The sequence below is a fragment of the Marinococcus sp. LNSP9103-4 genome (genome assembly GCF_056034345.1).
Genome location: NZ_JBQLIA010000018.1, coordinates 1 through 17,895, shown reverse-complemented (window position 1 = coordinate 17,895; position 17,895 = coordinate 1). Strand labels below are relative to the sequence as shown.

Genomic DNA, 17,895 nt, shown 5'->3' with positions numbered 1-17,895 from the left:
CCTTCACCAACTTTTTTCCCATTAATACAACATTTCCAAACATTTCAAATTATTCAAGTTGATTTTGTATTATTTAATGATATAATATTTTATAACCTATCATTAAATGATATGGAAGGAGGCCTTTAATTGGGACGTAAAGACAGTCTGGCTTCCGGGGATTTGACGGACACCCACTACTATATTCTTTTAGCCCTAATGAAGCCAAAGCACGGCTATGCCATTATGCAGACTATTGCTGATTTAACAGAGGGAAAAGTTAATCTTGGACCCGGGTCGGTGTACACGATGACCCAAAAGCTTCTGCATGCCGGTTATATTGAGCTTTGGAAGGAAGCTGAACAGCGAAAAGTCTATATTATTACAGAGAAAGGTATGGACGTCTTTCAGCAGGAGGTCCAGCGCCGGGAACAGATGGTAAAACACGGAAAAGAAGCGCTACAACAGAAAGGAGTGCCTTTACCATGGTCAAACGAAAATATGTGACGAGCGGCGGTCTCGCCTTCTCAGAACAAAAAGATATGCAAAAACTGGAGCAGCAGGCAGAGAAGGGATGGCATTTAGAGAAGTTTGGCTTTTTGGGCTACCGGCTGATACGTGGAGAGCCTGTCCGGATGCAATACGAACTGGATTACCGTCTCCGTCCCGATTCAGATTATTTTCAGCTGTATCAGGATGCCGGCTGGGAGCATGTATGCTCTGCCGAAGAAAACACACATATTTTTCGTGCCCCATTTGGAACAAAACCTTTATATACGAAGCAGCAGGATAAGCAGGATGTCTATCAGCAGCAAAAGCAGCAGTTTGGCCGATACACGCTGGTGTCGCTGATAATTTTTCTGTTCCTTGTTTCGGTGCTTTGGGTTCTATCGTCGCTGTTTCCTTCCTCTTCATGGGTTAGTATTATCGATACTGTTGTAACCATGCTTGCGTTAATTCCGCTCATTTTTACCGCATTACCTTATTTCGGCTATCAGTTCAAAGTGCGCCAGCTTCAGCAAAAGAAAGAGGCCTAATTGTTTAAGCCGTCAGGAATCATAATCCTGACGGTAATTTTCATGTTCAAACAATTAGGAGAAGGAGTGGTATTTACCAAAACGTTCAATTAATTGTAAGCAACTGTTTTTTAACCGAAGAAAAATGAAGCGGCTATGACCCCTGCTATCATTACAAGAATAAGGATGCCTGTTCCCTTCCAGCCTAATCCGGTAACGAGGTCTACAAGACTGCCGCTTCCTCCCCGGTGAAAGGAATCATTCATGTTACCAGTGGGATTTCGTTTTAGTTCTTCCTGTCTCAGCCTTTCTCTTTTTCTTTCCTCATCTTCTTTGTTTTCGCTCATTTGTGCACCTCCGTTAATGGTATCTCTAACAAATGACAAGCCCTCAATATCGAATATCTTTCTTTCTTGAAATATATTTAAACCTCAGGCATTTATACGTAAAACGCCACATATCCGGACAGGATCATCAATGCGAAAATGAGGAGCGTCATGCCGTACGTTTTCACTTCCACAGCCCGCGCGGATTGCTTTTGAAGCCAATATGGATAAACAAAAAAAGCTACTGGAAGCAAACCAAGAAAAATTGAAAATAAAACGACCGCGATCACACCAAAGATATCTATTGGAATCTCTCCCTCACTCTCTATATCCTTATTCCTTTCAATATGTCAGGACTGTTCCTCCTCATGACGATGCTTTTTGCTCCATCTCCGGTCCAAGAAGAGAAAAAGACAGACCATTGCAACAGAACCAATCAGTCCACCCACCCATTGAAGCCCTGGTAATTGTATGACTCCCAAAAGTGCAATGAAAGTGATAGGCAGCCAGGAAATCCACATCCAGCGAAACAAATAGACTGGAGACTGCTGCATAATAGCACCTCCCTAAGTTAAATACGCTCATATGATTGATCACGTACAACCACGGTCTCAGGATGTAGACGAATCATAACCCAAGCCGGATCGTCCAAAATGTTTGTAAAACGTGAATCCCAATGTTCCGGGTCCCCCATGTATTTATCAAATAACCGGTAAACCCGTTCACGGTCGTGGGCAAAAAGATTGCCATGGCCACGGAGACCTGCGTGCTGAACGAGACCGGCAGCAGGGTTGAAATCCACGATGCCAAGCGCGCACCGGGAATCGTTTTCAATCCTTGCAGGAAACGAGTCGGTTTGCGCGTTTCCCAGCAACCAGATTTCTCTCTTTTCCCATAAAAACCATACGGGAGACTCTCGGGGCCCACCTTCATGAACTGTAGATAAATGAGCAAATAACGGGCGTTGCAAAAGATCATCTAGAAGTTTTTCCGGATTATTGGGAGTAGAAGCATCACGTAATATTTTCATCAGATCGCTCCTTTCTTCCTGAGGCCATTCTCCAAAAAGAACAGTACCTTCCACTCTACTTATTTGTATTTTTAACGATCATCGTTTTTCATGCTTCCCCATTCCCTTCTCAATATCCCCGTTTTTATGGAGTCAAAGAAGCTTCCCTTATAGAGTTACGTCGAAGCTGGTCACATACACTGCATGGCCGGAAATACTCACATCAATCTTATCCTGATGTTTTACGACCTGCACGTGAACCCTTCCATCTTTATTCATTTCCTGTCCCTGCTCTACGATAAGCTGTAGAGGCGATTGAAAGTGCTCATCAATATACGCCGCCCAATAAGCTCCCATAACTCCGGAGGCTGTTCCTGTGACAGGGTCTTCCACGGTTCCCGAGTACGGGGAGGAAAAGTGCCTCGCATGCATATCCGCCGCTTTATCATAAGTTTCCAGGCAAAACGGATGAATGGATGCTTTCGGCATTTTTGTGAGAACCGATGGAAATGCTGAATTATCAGGTCTCATTTTTTCAAAGCTTTTTAAATTAGCGATCGGCACCAGCAGCGTCCAAGTTCCAGTATTTCCATATACGATAGGTATATCAGCTTGAATATCATTTTCCTGTAATCCTATCGAAGCGGCCAGAGAAGCCCGGGAACTATGAAACATTTCCAACTTTGGCGGCGCCTGGGTCATCGTCATTGTGCGCTGTTGATGGGCAGACGTTTGTGTTGTGACGGTTACAATTCCAGCATTCGTCTCCACCGTGATACGTTCTTTATTACCAAGCATCCCTTTTCTTTTTAATGCATAAACCGAAGCCATCGTAGCGTGGCCGCACAAATTCATTTCGTGGCCCGGTGTAAAAAAGCGCAGACGTATATCTGCTGATTCGGAAGATAATACAAAGGCCGTTTCGTTAAACCCAACCTGATACGCCACCGCCTGCATTTCTTTTTCTGTCATGTTATCTCCGTCAAAAACAACGCCTGCTGGATTCCCTTTATGCGGAATTTCACTGAAAGCATCATAGTGGTGGACCCGAAGTTTCTTCATTTTCTGCCTCCCCGTCTGTTAAAATTAATAGCATCATAAAGAAAATACCGTCCCTTGAAACTGATAATATTGCTTTTTTAAATTCAAGGCTAAGGAGGTAGATTTCATGGTCTTTGATTTATCCGGCGAAAAACGTATGACTCCTATAGTGGGAATGCTGTACAGTACGGTAAAAGAAAATAACCAACGGTTAATATCCATCACTAGAGGGATGACCCAGGACGAACTGGAATATAAAGGGCCATCCGGCAGATTCAATAGAACCGCCCAGCTTATCAATCACCTTACATACGTGGATGTTCATTGGGTATACCGAATCAAAGGCGAAGATTTTCCACTATATCTGGAAAAATCCTATGGCCCGGCCCGGGATATACATGGCCATCTCCCTCTTGTGCAGGGTTATTCCCTGCAGAAGCTTTTATCTCATTACGAACAAGTAATCAATGAACTGGCCGATGCCTGCGCCCAGCTGACTGATCAGGATTTAACTGCTATTGTTTCATTTGGCCATGAAAACGAAAAACAAGCTACAACACGCTGGGGAATCTGGCACATGGCCGATCACAGCCGGTACCATCAGGCAAATATCAACCTATTGCGGCAATGGTACGCCCAGTTATCCTGAATAACAGCCCATTGCTATTTTGTTCAGTTTGATATATTGCTTTTCATTTGAGAACTTTTACTCGAACCGCGTACGTGACCTCTCCCTGATAATCTGAGTCAGACCATTGTGTGCCCATTTCATATATATACGTTCCAGCCTTTTCCGGTAGTTCCAAAGACGTTTTGTCTTCAAGCGTTTGACCTTTTCCCCGTTCTTCTCCGCGCCGCCACCATCCAACGATTTGGTCCGGGCTCCAGTTGTTCTCAAAACGGATCTCCACCGAGTCTCCGCCTTCGGCTTCTACTCCTGGAGGATCGTCAGCGACGACTTGAAGCCCCGTACCATCAGTTTGGATTGTCTGCTGCTTTTCTTCCGGTAGTTCGATGTTCCATGTACTTTTAACAAAGTGCATATTATATTCCTGATCACCAGCAACAACCATTGCATCCGGAGCAGAAGGAGGTATTTCTCCGCTTGTGTCCTCCTGCTCTGCCGAACATCCTGCAGAAAGCAATACCGCAAGCAACAGAAAACTTTTCCAAGACTTCATGTATGTTCCTCCCCCGGGGAAAGATGTTTTCAGATGTTCATTTTACTTTATCTTCTCTCTATGATACTTTTTTACAATAAATAGGAAAAGAGAGGATTGTTTGTCTGTTATTCAGAAAAATTGAATTTATTGGAGGCTTTCCTTTGGCCACTAAAGTTGTTTTATTTGATTTAGACCAAACCCTGCTCGACAAACAGAAGACTCTGACGGTTTTTTCTGAATATCAGCATGCTCAATTTGCATTGCATCGTTATGCAGACTTGGAAACATTTCAAAATATCTTTATATCGCTGAATAATCAGCTGTTGCCTAAAACTGCCGTTTATCAGGAAATCGGGCATAAATATGGTTTTCCGGAGGGGCTTATCGGGGAGTTATTACAGCATTTAAATGAACGCTTCCCAGAATTCAGCGAAGGTTTCCCAGGACTACACAATATGCTTGCAGCTTTACATAAAGAAAATTATAAATTAGGAATTATTACGAACGGCCGTGATTTTTACCAGCGTCACAAGATAACTTCCTTAGCCATTGAACAATATATGGAACTCATCATAATCTCAGATCAGCTGGGTATGCGCAAACCCGAGCTGCAAATATTCCAATATGCGCTGGATTATTTTCAAGTTCGGGCTGTGAACACAGTTTTTATCGGAGATCATCCCGAAGCGGATATTTTCCCCGCTAAAGAATTGGGTATGCTTACGATTCACAAAACGACGGCCACTTCTTCCAGTGCTCACGCCAGTACAGATTGCTTAGAGGAGATTCCCCGTATAATCGAGAGCTTGTCCGGAAATGAACCATAAAAAAATAAATGAATAAAGGAGATTTTTCTATGTACGGGCACATTCATCATATTGAGCTTTATGTATCTGACCTCGAACAATCGAAGGCCTTTTGGCAGTGGCTGCTGGAAGACCTTGGCTATCACGTCTTTCAGCAATGGCCGGAGGGGATCAGCTTTAAATTGGATTTCTCCTACATCGTATTTGTTCAGACGGAGGCTCGTTTTCTGGATGTTTCTTATCACCGGCGCCGGACAGGATTGAACCATATTGCTTTTCATGCCCGGTCGAAATCGCATGTGGATCAAATGACCAAAAAGCTGCGGGCAGCGGATATCCCTATTCTTTATGAAGATCTGCATCCCTTTGCCGGAGGAAACGATCACTACGCCCTCTATTTTGAAGATCCAGACCGTATTAAAGTAGAACTCGTGGCTCCAGCAGGAAGCTGAATCTCACCGACAATAAAGGATTTCGGACTTCACCTGTAAAATAGCTTTCCATAAAAAAAGAACTCCCGATTTTATCAGGAGTTCTCCAAACCAGTTCAGGAAGCTTTATCCGGTTTATCAGCATTTTTACTTTTACCCTTTGTTTCAATATCTTTTTCCTCCCGGAGTGCTTTAAACAGCGAGTACACCATCAGTATCATTACGAGAGAAAACGGGAGCGCCGATATAATCATGACGTTCTGCAGCGCATCGATCCCTCCGGAATACAGCAGCACGGCCGCTGTAGCAGAAAGCATGAGTCCCCAGATGAACTTCACTACAGCCGAAGGATTCATTGCTCCGTTGGAGGTCTGCATACCAAGCACAAAGGTGGCAGAGTCTGCTGAAGTAATAAAGAATGAAACAATTAGCAGTAGTGCAATGACGGACATGACTGTGCTGAGCGGGTATTGATCAAACACGCCAAAAATCGCTTCTTCAGGAGCCAGTGAAGCAATATCTGCCATGCCGGTGCTTTGTACGTTCAATGTGGCTCCGCCAAACAGCGAGAACCAGATAAAGCTGACAATTGACGGCACCAGAATGACGCCGATAGTGAATTCCTTCAGGGTGCGCCCTCTCGACACACGGGCAATAAATATTCCTATAAAAGGCGTCCATGAGATCCACCAGGCCCAGTAGAAGATGGTCCACGCATTAATCCACTCTCTTGTACTTTCAGATGTCGGAGCGATCCGAAAGCTCATTTGTGGAAGCGTCTGTATATACGTACCAAGTGTATTCGTGAACAAATTCATGGAAAATAACGTTGGACCGATAAAAAGCATTAAAATAAACAGAATGATTGTTAAATAGATGTTTGCATTACTTAAGGACTTAATTCCTTTATTTAAGCCGGTATACGCCGATACTAAAAACATGGCAGTAATAACGACAATCACAATCAGCTGCATCGTGTAATTATTCGGTGTGCCAAATAAGTAGGACATACCGCCGGAAACCTGGGTCACGCCGAGCCCGAGGACGGTAGCAATCCCCGATACTGTAGTAATCAGGGCAATAATATCCACCACTTTTCCACCGATGCCTTTTTCGTTCATAATCGGGCTGAGCATGGCGCTTACCATGCCCCGGGCGCCCCGACGGAATTTAAAGTAGGCAAAACAGATCCCGGTAACACCGTAGATAGCCCACGGGTGTATCCCCCAGTGCAGGAACATGTAGCGCATGGAATCGACAAGGGCCTGGTCCGTTCCGACCTCTGCTTCCGGGGCGCTCGTTGCATAGTGGGATACTGTCTCCGCCCCGCTCCAAAACACTAGTCCTACTCCCATCCCCGAGCTGAACAGCATCGCAAACCAGGTCGGATAGCTGTATTCCGGCCGGTCCTCCGGCCTCCCAAGACGGATATTTCCATACCTGCTGAAAATAAAGTAAACACATAATAGTACAAATGCTGACACAAGTAAAAGATAATACCATCCAAAATGAGTCGATACAAATGATCTTACTGCAGAGCTTGCGTTAAAAAACGATTGTGGAATTGCGACTCCGACAACCGCCATAATAAGCAGTATTACCAGGGCTCCGTAAAATACAAAGCCCACTCTTGGTTTTTGATTATCCACGGCGGGGCTCCTTCCTTTTTAAACAGCGGCTGAGATCCGGAACTGATCGCTCCGGACACCTATCGTTTAAAGCTAAATAAGTGATACCCGCCGCAATTGCTGTGTAAACCCGCCTTATATCTGCAGATCTAATCGACAAATCAAAAACCGCTGAAAGTTAGCAAATCTGGATACTTACCATTTTTGTATTTTTTTCCTTAATTTCCATTTATAAAAATGGGCTTCCGTATTTTTCAGTGTATTCGTAATAGCCGTAGCGGTACATATACATTGTCTTTTCAATTTCTTCCGCTGTGTCAAAATTAATCATGTGCAAAACCAGTTCAGTGAACTCTATAGGGGCTGTGCCATTCGCAGTTACCAGGTTTTTATCTTTAACAGCCTGCTCTTCCATAAACTCTGCATCCGGATGATAGTTTTCGTAGTCCTGCCAGAAGTAAGCCGAATTGCCGGTATGGCTGAAATGATTTAAAAATCCATTCCTTGCTAAATAATCTACCGCTCCGCATATGGCACCGACCGGAGTATTTTTAGTGATCGCTTCATCCATTAAATTAAAAATATCGTCGCTTTCAACGTCCCATTTGTTGCCGCCTATTAATACGAGCAAATCGAAATCCGGATGGTTGTTGATTTTATAATCCACCGCTGTTTTAAAGCCTCCGATAGATGTAACCTGGTCATGCAGAGAAATTGTACTAACTGCCCACTCCTTACCCTCATTCAATGTGGCCGACAGATAAGCGGCTTCCCAGTCAGCATACTCATCTAAAAGCAGAAACAATGCTCGTTTCAAAGTAAACCCCCCTAAAATTAATTCACTTAATTGCCGGAAAGATTCATTGCTCCAAACGCCTAATAAGACGTGCCGGGTTTCCGCCCACAAGCGTGCGGGCAGAAACGTCTTTGGTAACAACTGCTCCCGAAGCGATAACTGCGCCGTCTTCAATGCGAACGCCGGGATTAATGATGGCTCCTCCCCCGATCCATACATTATGTCCGATCGTCACAGGCGTTCCGTATTCCTGGAGCGTCGCGCGGGAGGCTTCCTCCATCGGATGATTTACGGTATATATGTGCACGCCCGGCCCCAGCATCACTCCGTCACCGAACGTAATTGGCGCCTCATCGAGCATAACGCAGTTGAAATTGGCGAAAAAACGGGCGCCAAGATGAATATTATAGCCATAGTCACACCAGAACGGCGCACTAATCCGGGCTTCTTCCCCCATTGTTCCTACGATTTCCTGTAGCAGCTGATTACTTCTTTCTTTCTCCCGGACACTGGTGGAGTTATACTCTTCAAGCAGCAGCTTCGCCTGCAGCCGCTCCGCTGCAAGTTCAGGGTCGTGCGGTAAAAACAGCTCTCCATTCATCATTTTTTGCTTTTCACTTTGCATTCGGACACCTCTTTTGTTTTCGCCTCTTAAGCCTTGAACACTTCTATACGCCCACTATACCACTGTTCGTTTAATCTGGGATATTTGTTTTACGGAATGTTCCAGAAATTTCTTTTCTTTTTAATACGTCTGTGTTAAAAAGATGGTATACTTACATTACTTTCTAAATACCGGGGTGTACTATGCCAAAACTCATTGACCACGAAAAGAAAAAAGAGCAGATTATTGAATATGCATGGCAGTCCATTGTGAACAGCGGGGCGAAAGGCGCGACGGTAAGAAATATCGCAGAGCTCGCTGACATGACGCCGGGGCAGATCCGCTACTACTATCCTACCCACAGCTCGCTGCTCGATGCAGTCATGAAAAAAGTGAATCATAAAGTTGCCCAAAGAATTCAGGAGATTTTCGGGCAGGAAAATGTCACCGAAAAGGAACGGGTCATTCATGCGATACTCGCGGTCCTCCCTTTGGATGATGACCGCTATGCGGATATGGAGGTATGGATGGCGTTTCAGTACGAAATCCATGCAGCAGGGACGAATTTCATGGGAGATGAGATACGAATGCTCATTCAAAAAACCTTACAGTACTTAAACGAAAAACAAATGCTGCAGGAGGACCTCCCTGTCGAGCTCACTACCATGCGTGCTCACGCCCTCGTTGACGGCCTGGCCCTGCATAAATGGTTAACCCCTGACCGCATAGATAATAATAATATTATTAAACTGATTCGTGACGAAGTCCATTCCTGGCTTAAGGAGGAGCATAGATGAATTTCATACTGCTGCTGATTATTGGGATCGAAATAGCCTTCTGGTTGGTTATTGCCGCCGGGTTAATTATTCGTTACGTGTTTCAAATGCCCAGACTCGGGTTATTCTTTCTCGCCTTAACTCCCGTCCTGGACCTGGTGCTGCTGGTTGCGGCCTCCGTGGATCTTATGGGCGGGGCAATAGCTACCACAGCTCATGCCATTGCTGCCATTTATATTGCGGTATCCATTGTTTTTGGAAAGCAGATGATCCGCTGGGCCGACGAACGGTTCAGGTATTATATTATGAGGCAGGGCAACAAGCCGTCCAGGCTCTACGGCTATGCCTACTCCCGGAAATACTTTAAGGACTGGGTCAAACACGTATTGGCCTATGCTCTGGGAACAGGGATGCTGTGGGCCGTTATTTTTGTCGTTAATAACGCAGACAGAACTGAAGCATTGAGCGGCACGATTAAATTATGGTCTCTCATCGTAGTGATCGATTTAGTTATCTCCATTACGTACTTTATATGGCCGCGCGAGGCGAAATATAAAGAAGAAATTCAAGAGTAACACGCCCGGGAACATCTTTATTGCGATTGATATTTGAATATGATCGTCGCATAACCTACTACAGAAGCGGCGAGAAACATTGTATGATAACCAAACGCACCAGCGACGATTCCGGAAAAAATGGATCCTGCCGCCTGCCCCAGGGCAAGCATTAAAAACGGCAGCCCCAGCCCAATGGAGGGATTCGTCCGGAATACTGAAACGCCCCACACAATTAGGACCCCGGTAATGAAAACATACGAACTCCCAAACAGAAACGGGGACAAAAACCCAACCACGGGACTGCCGGGCCAGCTTCCGAGAAGCAGGGACGCAGTGGACAGCGTTACTACTGAAAGCCTGAAGGCGTTCCCAATGCCAAACCGGTTAATAAAGATGCCGGCGGTACCGCCCAATAAACCTGACAAACCGATGATTACCCAGAGCCAGTCTCCGAGGTAGCCAGGTACGCCCTCCAAATTTACAATAAAATCTCTCGAAAAGGTCCAGTATGCCGCAGAAGAGATGCCCAGAAGCAGCGAGGCCACGATCAGCTGGACAGACTGCTTCCACTCCTGCTTCACAAAGCCAGCTGATCTGTTTTTTTCAATTGCCGGCTCGTGAGGGAGTACTTTGTAGTTGGCAGCCAGCACGATTACGGCGATAACCATAAAGATCATATACGTCTCCCTCCAGCTGTCCACCATCATAATCGCGATGGCACCGGTGAATGCCGTTCCAATGCTTGTACCGGAATTGATCCAGGCATTCGCCTGGTTCTGCTCCCTGGCTTCTACCGTCGTATTTACAATACTGGCATATGGCGGGGACGATAAGCCCGTACTCATCCCTGCTAAAAATATCCCCGCCCCAAGCCCGATCGGAGTCAAAGAAACGGAGATAACGCCAAGGCCAATGATCGACAACAGTCCCGCTGCCACCAGCATCAGCCTCGAAGTCACCTTCCCGGAAAACATCATCGCTGCTACTATCGCTATACAGTACGCCACATAGGACATAGAAGAAATGATTCCACTCGTGGATTGGGTCATATTGATTGCTTCATTAATATAGGGAAGCATCAGTCCGTAGCTGAAACGGGACAGCCCGTAGGTCACCGCAATCATCGGTAGGCCGGCAAGGATTAATTTATTCGCATTCATGTTATTCGCCCCTTCTTATTTATTGATCGTTCATTCAATAAACGGTAAAAAAAGAAGAGCCATCAGTATTAATAACGATGCTCTTTTATCATGTTTATTCGTGGGCCGTCTGCATGTTTTCCGCCAAATCGAATGCCGATTTTTCTATTTCTTCCATCTCCAGAATTTGAGCCATGGACGTAATTCCTTCCAGTATCATGAACAGCTTCATTCCTAGCGTTTTGGAATTATTAAAAGGTTTGATGTCACGCTCAATTTTATTTAATAAATTGGTTTTATGGTCCTTACTCATAGCAGTAATCTCTTCGTTGACTCCCTCATATTCCTGCTTTGCTCTTAAAAACAGACATCCATTAAAGCCGTCCGTTTTCATCCAGTCCACGTGGGCCCGGATAAGTGATTCTACGTACAGAGTAAAACTATTTGCTCCACCCGTTTTCTCTTTCATAAAGTCAAAATACCGTATTTCCCTGCGCTTCAATATTTCTATAATCAGCACTTCTTTAGACTTAAAATGATAATACATCGTCATCGGCGCCACTCCGACTTCATTCAATATACTTTTGACCCCGACAGCATGAAACCCGTGCTGATAAAAGAGATCTTCCGCGGTGTTCAATATAACCTCTTTTTTCGATGCAGCTTTCATAGATGCCCTCCTTTTGTTTATTGAACGTTCATTATAATAAATACTAACATATTCTACCGCGGAATGTTACTTTATTGTTTTTTCTTTCTAATTTTTTCTGCCGTTTCATTTAAAAACTCATCTATATTATATTCTTTGTAATCGTCACGAATTTCGGCAATGACCATGCTTTTCGCTTCCTGTTCTGTTTTTCCTTCCTTCATTAAATCCAGTACCTTGTCATTATAAGCGCTCTTGTAATCTTCTTCACCTTCGGAAATATTTTCAGCATCCCCGCCCCAGATAATACCGACAATTTCTTCTAAAAACTCCCGATATTCCATATCGCTACCCCTTTTCGAATAGTATTTTATAATTCAATTATACTTTACCCTTTCAAATGTAAGTTAAAGAAATTTTCAGAAAGTAAAATATAAGAATTTTTTCCTTTTCGTGTTTTTATTATTAAATGGAGCCTTCGTCTTTTAATGAGAGTATTATAAGAAAATATTGGTATTACAACTACGAATAACGGACGATCAGTATGCTTTTCGGTATAGTAATACGCACAGGAAATGAGTCCCGTAATCTGGAGGTGCATCTGATGAAGTTTCTTCCTTTTATTGTGCTTTTCATTATTATGTTAATTCTCGGAAAGTGGCATTTTAACTATCTTACAAATAAAGAAATTGCTTCTCTGCCCGCGGCCAGCGAAAATGATCCAGCTATGCCTGTAACACAGCAAAGAATCGACGCTCTCCCCCTCCCTGTAGCTAGGTGGCTCACAAAGATCGGCATGGTGGGGAAACATGAAATACAGTCGATACGATTAAAACAAACGGGATTAATGAAATTGAAGCCTTCCCAGAAAAAGTGGTACCAATCAATTGCGGAACAATACATCACAGTCAATGAACCAGCGTTTCTCTGGAAGGCGGAAATAAAAATGCTTCCCTTCATCAATGTAGTCGGAAGAGATCTTTTTACGAATGGCAAAGGGCACATGACAATTAAAATAGCTTCGCTTATTCCAATCGTGAATATCGCTGATAATGAAAAAATAAATCAATCTACACTGCAAAGGTATTTGCTTGAGCTGCCCTGGTATCCTTCCGCTGCGCTCAGCCCTTACATTCAATGGAAACAGATCGATGAGTTTTCTGCCGAAGCCACGATGGATTATAACGGCGTTTCGGGTTCCGCCACTTATGAGTTTAGCGCTGACGGAAGTGTAGAAAAAATTAGCGCTCTGCGATACAAGGACAGTAGTAAAAATGCACAGCCTCTGGAATGTGTCGGAGAGGTTGTAGAAAATTCCACTGTTGAAGGGATTGAGATTCCTACAACATTAACTGTTTCATGGATGTTAGAGGAAAAAAGATTCACGTGGTACAAAGTAAAGGTGAAAGAGATAAAATTTAATGAATAACCATAACCAAAGGGCTGTCTCTTTATACACACAGAGACAGCCCTTTTGTATTCACGATTTAAAGAAATGCTTTACCATAAGCACACAAAACGGGATGACGATGATGAGAAGTAAAACAATAGCAGCCGCTGATAATAGATTGGAAATGAAAGAGTTTTGAACAATCATTAAATAGATATTGAAAAAAATAACAGCTGTGAGAAAAATTCCTCCAATGACTGACCCGGTATTCATCGTTTGTTTCAATTACACACCTCCAACTATAGAAAAGAATGAACCCTTGCCAGGTTCGTTTTATCCATTATGAAAATTCCAGGAAATCCAGCAGCGGAACAGCGATGTTATGTTCTATTCTTATTCATTATAGCATTTGCCCGTCTTTTGATTAAGAAATAACCATTAGGGATGAAAACAATTTACCCTCGGAGGCTGGATCTGCATCATCATAATTAGAAATTTTTTCTATTTTTTAAAGACATTTATAATTCCCGTCCATATGACGAAAAAAGAAAAGTACGTTTTTAAATATATAATAATTAGAGCGCCAAACATTGTATAGGTTAAAAGCCTTAGCCCCTTAAAAAACATTGCAATATATTCTATAATTAGTCCCAGTATATAATTTTTGACCTTCATCACGAACCGGCATCAAGAAGCACCCGTCAGTAAAAGGAATGATACCGTGCCCTTGATAAAACATAACAACAATTCATTATCACAAACATACAACAAAATCGAACAAACTCTCAGCCGCCGGGAAGCAGCCGTTCATCATTCAATGTACTACTGCTGCCAGGAAGCCCTCACACGCCGGGAACTGGTAAACAATAAATGGTTCGCCTGCCACATTTCCACTATTGCCGATCAGACTGGCTATTCCAAAAGACAAGTCAAGCGTGCAACCCGTAAACTCTGGAGAAAAAAATGGCTGAAAATCATGGATTTAGAAGGCTATCAGACTCCTTTATACCAATGGCTGGATGACTCGGTGGCTTCAATATTGGAGCTGGTCAGCTACCCATCCAAAAAGATCTATCTTGCGATTCAAAGGGAATATACCTATCAAAACGGGTTTCACAACTATGTGCTGGACGGATGGTTTGAGTATTCCATCAAACAAGTCGCTGCATCGGCCGGGTTATTCCAGATGGAAACCAGCTTTTCGATCAAGGAACTGAAAAGAACAGGGCTTTTGGAGCAAAAAAATATTGGCATCATTAATTATTTTCGATTATCCAAACGCTAATTGATCCGTTTGTTTGTTTTTCATAAGCGTGAATGCCGGCGTTGCCTTAGGTATCATATTAATAATTTTCTAGTTTATTTTTGTTTACCTTCATGAATCAAAAAACCTCATATGCTTCTTGTCTTGTTTATAGTAATTCAGCCTCTCTTCCAAAGTACCTGTATGAAATTCAAATTTATGGCCGTCTGGGTCTGTAAAATAAATCGACTTTTTATCTTTCTCATCTCTGAAACGGCCTGGCAGGATATTTACATTTAATGCGGATAATCTATCATATGCTTTATAAAAATCTGCTTCTTCAATAGAAAAAGCAATGTGGGTATATGATTCTGCTATTTCGTTACGGGGAATCTGTTCTTCCAGATTAAGGGCAAGCCACATTCCATTTAAATCAAAGTAGGCAGTGCTTCTGCCTTTAACGAGTAATTTGGCTTCAAACACTTTTTGATAAAAATCAATAGAAGCATCTAAATCAGACACAGAAAATAAAAAGTGATTCAATCCTTTAATCAACATTGTTAAAACCACCCTGGTTTAGATAATTCTTTTTATAGAACTAAGCGCTGCATACTTAAAGATCTGCATGATGAAAACTGCTGCTTACCCAATCCTCACTGTGCACTCCTTCAATTATTCAATTCATTTTCTTTTTCTACGCTTTCCTGCTTCCACAAGCGTGTGATTAACATAAAATAATCCAATACCAACAAAAATAATAATGAATAAATTTACTACAATGCTCCCATTAAAGAGTTAGTAGACCAAGAACTTTATACTTTAGCTCGGGAAGAATATAAAAATATTAAAGACATTTGGAGAAACGTTCCAAACCTAAGAGCAGCTTATAATATTGGTGGTGGCTCTCTAGTATTAAAACCATATTTGATAGAGTTGAACCGTGAAGATGCTAATTTTCCAATGGAATTTGCTTCATTAAATGATGGCGTTTGGTTTATTGCCAGGGCTTATTTTAAGATCCTACTCATGTACTGCAAACAAAAAGGTATTAGTATCGATGAAGCTATAACAACTGGGTGATGATAAATGGATGAAAATAAAAAAAGAGAAATAAAACCCCAAGATAAAATTCAATTTCGTGTGCTGGATGATGTAGAACCACACATTTTAAATGAGCTTTCCATCATGTATCGAAAACATGGAAGGAAATTCAGCCAAGTCATTGCTAAAATGGTATATGAACAGGTAGAGATTGAACGTTTGGAAAGAAAACAAAAAAAGTCGTATTTCAACTTCCTTCAGAAGCAACTACGGAAGAACGAAAAGCTATCAGAAAATCGGAAGAACTTCAGAACATCATAGGAAAATTCGCATTACAGCTTTATAGAAATCCAAGTTTAATGTATGGAAATCAAGAACAATCAGTAAAGGCTTCAGACGAATCTAAACAAGAAACGTATCAAGAAAATGAATGAATTAATAATTTTGCTTCAAATTTTCTAGACTTAGATGATGATTAAAAGAAAGCTCTATATTCAAAGAAAGCTCTATATTCAGAGCTTTCTTTTTTAATTTAATTGCTATTTTTCTTTTATATCAGTATTTAAAAGCGTTTCAAAGAGTTTCGCAATTTCACAACGTTATGACGACGATGATTGACAACGTACTAAAAACTTTTAAAAACATATAATGACATACAGCAACAGACGCTATTTAATGTCATAATAAAAGTACGAGGAAAAACAACAATGAGAGGGGGGCATTTACATGCAAGATTTTGAAAAGCAACATTATACGCTTCAACAAATAGCAGATAATATGGGAAGATCACGTAGTACCTTAAATGAATGGAGAAAACGATTTGATTCTTACATTCCATCTGTCGGCCAGGGCAGATAGCGTAGATACAAAAGGGAAGCCTTAAATATTTTTGAAGCTATCGCAAGACTTAAAGACGCCAATGAAACGAACGATCAAATTAAAGAATACTTAGATCAAATAACAGATGAAATTATCATAGAAGATAAACCCGCCGAAAGTGATTCTCCACCTCCGTTATTACGACAAATGTTCGATAGCTACAATGAACTTTTAGATCAAAATGAGGAATTGAGAAATCAAATGTTAAAAATACAAGAGGAACAACTAGCTGCTAAAAAGAGAGAAGAGTTTTTGCTAGAAAAGCTCGATGATTTTACTTCAAAATGGGAGAAAGCAGAAGAAGATAAGGAAGATAAAAAAAATCAATATGGAAAAATTTTTTACTAGTAATTAATTTAATTCCTTAAAGGAGTTTATATGAATACAGATAATGTTGATATTTTAAATGAATTATATATTGAATCTCCACTTTATAAAAAGACTGTCATTCCCGAAAAAGAGATGTATAAATTTGATAATTTAAGAACACATCAGTTTGATACTTATTGTGTCCAGTGTGAACAAACTAGCACTTTTAAATTTTCACGAGCCAGTTGCGGAGGAAGAGCACTTTCTCAATTATCATCATTCCTTACAAGTAATGAAAATTACTTGCCTTCTTATCCAATCTCAACTGCAGATTATAATGTTTTATTTAGATTTATTTACAGCTACCCTTTAGCCGTTAATTTCTCATGTAGTCGTGATGATTTACATGTTTACTCATTTATATTTTTATTAGGTAAAAATACATTGCAAAAAATAGGACAAAACCCCTCTATAAGAGATATAAATACAAAACACATTAAACAATATAAAAAGAGCCTAGGAGAGGACTTTGATCTTTTTAAAAAAAGCCATTGATTTACATTCGCATGAAATAGGTATTGGTTCATTTGTGTACTTGCGTAGAATTTTAGAAAACCTAGTTTATTCCACTTTTGAAAATAATAAAAAAGAAAGTTGGAATGAAAAAGAATTTGAAGAAAAAACAACAGGAGAAAAAATTAAATCTCTAGAAGCTTATTTACCCGATGCTTTAGTACAAAATCGTATAATTTATGGCATTTTAAGTAATGGCCTCCATGAACTCAGTGAAAAAGAATGTATTGAAAAATTTAATGAACTGCGACTAGCGATTGAATTGATTTTAGATGAAAAAATTTATAGAGAGGAAAGGCAAAGAAAGTTAAATAAGGTTCAAAAATTTGTTTCTAATGAAAGTAGCAAATAATATTTTTTCATTTTATTAGTAAAAAGAGCAACCGACTTATTATAGTCAGTTGCTCTTTGCTTTATTATTTCGTTCTTCCATCATTCTATTAAATCCAACCCGAAGGGCAACTGTAAACGCTAAACTAGAGAGAGCAATTTACCACAATTAAGGTAGAGCAGGTTTTCACCAATAAGATGAACCCATTT

28 protein-coding genes are annotated in these 17,895 nt (G+C 41.5%); 14 read left to right on the top strand and 14 right to left on the bottom strand.

Annotation, left to right across the window (positions count from 1 at the left end; all coding sequences use genetic code 11):
- Window positions 1-129: 129 nt before the first annotated feature.
- Together ACTRXG_RS12170 and ACTRXG_RS12165 are read left to right on the top strand one after the other, a co-directional pair.
- A complete protein-coding gene (locus ACTRXG_RS12170; RefSeq protein ID WP_474285173.1) occupies window positions 130-486 on the top strand; it encodes a PadR family transcriptional regulator in 357 nt (118 codons plus the stop codon).
- Complete coding sequence (locus ACTRXG_RS12165; RefSeq protein ID WP_474285171.1) at window positions 465-1,016, top strand: DUF2812 domain-containing protein; 552 nt, start codon at window positions 465-467, stop codon at window positions 1,014-1,016. Before ACTRXG_RS12170 ends, ACTRXG_RS12165 begins: the two co-directional genes overlap by 22 nt.
- 110 nt (window positions 1,017-1,126) lie before the next feature.
- Here ACTRXG_RS12165 and ACTRXG_RS12160 read toward each other — a convergent pair whose 3' ends face one another.
- The 4 genes from ACTRXG_RS12160 to ACTRXG_RS12145 all read right to left on the bottom strand — a co-directional run bounded on the left by ACTRXG_RS12160 (window position 1,127) and on the right by ACTRXG_RS12145 (window position 3,392).
- Complete coding sequence (locus tag ACTRXG_RS12160) at window positions 1,127-1,342, bottom strand: DUF6366 family protein (RefSeq protein WP_474285169.1); 216 nt, start codon at window positions 1,340-1,342, stop codon at window positions 1,127-1,129.
- A gap of 329 nt (window positions 1,343-1,671) precedes the next feature.
- Window positions 1,672-1,875: a hypothetical protein gene (locus ACTRXG_RS12155; protein ID WP_474285167.1), complete on the bottom strand. Its 204-nt coding sequence runs from the start codon at window positions 1,873-1,875 to the stop codon at window positions 1,672-1,674.
- Between the two features lie 17 nt (window positions 1,876-1,892).
- A complete protein-coding gene (locus ACTRXG_RS12150) occupies window positions 1,893-2,351 on the bottom strand; it encodes a pyridoxamine 5'-phosphate oxidase family protein (RefSeq protein WP_474285165.1) in 459 nt (152 codons plus the stop codon).
- 147 nt (window positions 2,352-2,498) lie between these two features.
- Window positions 2,499-3,392, bottom strand: coding sequence for a PhzF family phenazine biosynthesis protein (locus ACTRXG_RS12145; RefSeq protein ID WP_474285163.1), 894 nt, complete (start codon window positions 3,390-3,392; stop codon window positions 2,499-2,501).
- Window positions 3,393-3,498: 106 nt separating this feature from the next.
- Between ACTRXG_RS12145 and ACTRXG_RS12140 the strand changes: the two genes are divergently transcribed.
- A complete protein-coding gene (locus ACTRXG_RS12140; protein WP_474285161.1) occupies window positions 3,499-4,020 on the top strand; it encodes a DinB family protein in 522 nt (173 codons plus the stop codon).
- A gap of 43 nt (window positions 4,021-4,063) precedes the next feature.
- On the opposite strand, the gene ACTRXG_RS12135 is transcribed toward ACTRXG_RS12140, so the two are convergent.
- Window positions 4,064-4,552 carry a hypothetical protein gene (locus ACTRXG_RS12135; RefSeq protein WP_474285159.1) on the bottom strand — a complete coding sequence of 163 codons (489 nt, stop codon included), beginning with the start codon at window positions 4,550-4,552 and terminating at the stop codon, window positions 4,064-4,066.
- Between the two features lie 143 nt (window positions 4,553-4,695).
- On the opposite strand from ACTRXG_RS12135, the gene ACTRXG_RS12130 reads away from it, so the two are divergent.
- Both ACTRXG_RS12130 and ACTRXG_RS12125 read left to right on the top strand, forming a co-directional pair.
- Window positions 4,696-5,361: an HAD family hydrolase gene (locus ACTRXG_RS12130; RefSeq protein WP_474285157.1), complete on the top strand. Its 666-nt coding sequence runs from the start codon at window positions 4,696-4,698 to the stop codon at window positions 5,359-5,361.
- A gap of 29 nt (window positions 5,362-5,390) precedes the next feature.
- Window positions 5,391-5,792 carry a VOC family protein gene (locus ACTRXG_RS12125; RefSeq protein ID WP_474285155.1) on the top strand — a complete coding sequence of 134 codons (402 nt, stop codon included), beginning with the start codon at window positions 5,391-5,393 and terminating at the stop codon, window positions 5,790-5,792.
- A 95-nt stretch (window positions 5,793-5,887) separates the two neighbouring features.
- On the opposite strand, the gene ACTRXG_RS12120 is transcribed toward ACTRXG_RS12125, so the two are convergent.
- From ACTRXG_RS12120 to ACTRXG_RS12110, 3 genes are all read right to left on the bottom strand, one after another.
- A complete protein-coding gene (locus ACTRXG_RS12120; protein WP_474285153.1) occupies window positions 5,888-7,420 on the bottom strand; it encodes a BCCT family transporter in 1,533 nt (510 codons plus the stop codon).
- A gap of 208 nt (window positions 7,421-7,628) precedes the next feature.
- Complete coding sequence (locus tag ACTRXG_RS12115; RefSeq protein WP_474285152.1) at window positions 7,629-8,216, bottom strand: type 1 glutamine amidotransferase family protein; 588 nt, start codon at window positions 8,214-8,216, stop codon at window positions 7,629-7,631.
- A 43-nt stretch (window positions 8,217-8,259) separates the two neighbouring features.
- A complete protein-coding gene (locus ACTRXG_RS12110; protein ID WP_474285150.1) occupies window positions 8,260-8,820 on the bottom strand; it encodes a sugar O-acetyltransferase in 561 nt (186 codons plus the stop codon).
- Window positions 8,821-9,002: 182 nt separating this feature from the next.
- On the opposite strand from ACTRXG_RS12110, the gene ACTRXG_RS12105 reads away from it, so the two are divergent.
- The gene (locus ACTRXG_RS12105) at window positions 9,003-9,596 is read left to right on the top strand and encodes a TetR/AcrR family transcriptional regulator (RefSeq protein WP_474285148.1); all 594 of its coding nucleotides are present in this window, start codon (window positions 9,003-9,005) and stop codon (window positions 9,594-9,596) included.
- Window positions 9,593-10,150, top strand: coding sequence for a hypothetical protein (locus tag ACTRXG_RS12100; protein ID WP_474285147.1), 558 nt, complete (start codon window positions 9,593-9,595; stop codon window positions 10,148-10,150). Before ACTRXG_RS12105 ends, ACTRXG_RS12100 begins: the two co-directional genes overlap by 4 nt.
- Before the next feature lie 17 nt (window positions 10,151-10,167).
- Here the strand turns inward: ACTRXG_RS12100 and ACTRXG_RS12095 are convergent, their stop codons facing one another.
- The 3 genes from ACTRXG_RS12095 to ACTRXG_RS12085 all read right to left on the bottom strand — a co-directional run bounded on the left by ACTRXG_RS12095 (window position 10,168) and on the right by ACTRXG_RS12085 (window position 12,264).
- Entirely contained in the window at window positions 10,168-11,292 is a 1,125-nt protein-coding gene (locus tag ACTRXG_RS12095) for an MFS transporter (protein WP_474285145.1), read from the bottom strand.
- A 94-nt stretch (window positions 11,293-11,386) separates the two neighbouring features.
- The gene (locus ACTRXG_RS12090; protein ID WP_474285143.1) at window positions 11,387-11,941 is read right to left on the bottom strand and encodes a TetR/AcrR family transcriptional regulator; all 555 of its coding nucleotides are present in this window, start codon (window positions 11,939-11,941) and stop codon (window positions 11,387-11,389) included.
- Window positions 11,942-12,012: 71 nt separating this feature from the next.
- Window positions 12,013-12,264, bottom strand: a complete 252-nt coding sequence (locus ACTRXG_RS12085; RefSeq protein WP_474285142.1) for a hypothetical protein — start codon at window positions 12,262-12,264, stop codon at window positions 12,013-12,015.
- A gap of 260 nt (window positions 12,265-12,524) precedes the next feature.
- Here ACTRXG_RS12085 and ACTRXG_RS12080 point away from each other — a divergent pair, with 260 nt between their 5' ends.
- The gene (locus ACTRXG_RS12080; RefSeq protein WP_474285141.1) at window positions 12,525-13,349 is read left to right on the top strand and encodes a DUF6920 family protein; all 825 of its coding nucleotides are present in this window, start codon (window positions 12,525-12,527) and stop codon (window positions 13,347-13,349) included.
- Window positions 13,350-13,400: 51 nt separating this feature from the next.
- Here ACTRXG_RS12080 and ACTRXG_RS12075 read toward each other — a convergent pair whose 3' ends face one another.
- Window positions 13,401-13,595 (bottom strand): hypothetical protein, encoded by a 195-nt coding sequence (locus ACTRXG_RS12075; protein WP_474285139.1) that lies wholly within the window; start codon window positions 13,593-13,595, stop codon window positions 13,401-13,403.
- Window positions 13,596-14,031: 436 nt separating this feature from the next.
- On the opposite strand from ACTRXG_RS12075, the gene ACTRXG_RS12070 reads away from it, so the two are divergent.
- Window positions 14,032-14,595, top strand: coding sequence for a hypothetical protein (locus ACTRXG_RS12070; protein ID WP_474285137.1), 564 nt, complete (start codon window positions 14,032-14,034; stop codon window positions 14,593-14,595).
- Window positions 14,596-14,685: 90 nt separating this feature from the next.
- On the opposite strand, the gene fosM is transcribed toward ACTRXG_RS12070, so the two are convergent.
- Window positions 14,686-15,108 carry a FosM family fosfomycin resistance protein gene (gene fosM, locus ACTRXG_RS12065; protein ID WP_474285259.1) on the bottom strand — a complete coding sequence of 141 codons (423 nt, stop codon included), beginning with the start codon at window positions 15,106-15,108 and terminating at the stop codon, window positions 14,686-14,688.
- Between the two features lie 126 nt (window positions 15,109-15,234).
- On the bottom strand, window positions 15,235-15,333 hold the full coding sequence (locus tag ACTRXG_RS12060; protein WP_474285257.1) for a DUF6007 family protein: 99 nt from the start codon (window positions 15,331-15,333) through the stop codon (window positions 15,235-15,237).
- Between the two features lie 306 nt (window positions 15,334-15,639).
- On the opposite strand from ACTRXG_RS12060, the gene ACTRXG_RS12055 reads away from it, so the two are divergent.
- The 5 genes from ACTRXG_RS12055 (at window position 15,640) to ACTRXG_RS12035 (ending at window position 17,707) form a co-directional block, all read left to right on the top strand.
- On the top strand, window positions 15,640-15,915 hold the full coding sequence (locus ACTRXG_RS12055; protein WP_474285135.1) for a hypothetical protein: 276 nt from the start codon (window positions 15,640-15,642) through the stop codon (window positions 15,913-15,915).
- 405 nt (window positions 15,916-16,320) lie between these two features.
- A complete protein-coding gene (locus ACTRXG_RS12050; RefSeq protein WP_474285133.1) occupies window positions 16,321-16,452 on the top strand; it encodes a helix-turn-helix domain-containing protein in 132 nt (43 codons plus the stop codon).
- A 222-nt stretch (window positions 16,453-16,674) separates the two neighbouring features.
- Window positions 16,675-16,821 (top strand): hypothetical protein, encoded by a 147-nt coding sequence (locus ACTRXG_RS12045; RefSeq protein ID WP_474285131.1) that lies wholly within the window; start codon window positions 16,675-16,677, stop codon window positions 16,819-16,821.
- Window positions 16,822-16,851: 30 nt separating this feature from the next.
- Complete coding sequence (locus ACTRXG_RS12040) at window positions 16,852-17,337, top strand: hypothetical protein (RefSeq protein WP_474285130.1); 486 nt, start codon at window positions 16,852-16,854, stop codon at window positions 17,335-17,337.
- Window positions 17,312-17,707 (top strand): hypothetical protein, encoded by a 396-nt coding sequence (locus tag ACTRXG_RS12035; protein WP_474285129.1) that lies wholly within the window; start codon window positions 17,312-17,314, stop codon window positions 17,705-17,707. Before ACTRXG_RS12040 ends, ACTRXG_RS12035 begins: the two co-directional genes overlap by 26 nt.
- Window positions 17,708-17,895: the final 188 nt, after the last annotated feature.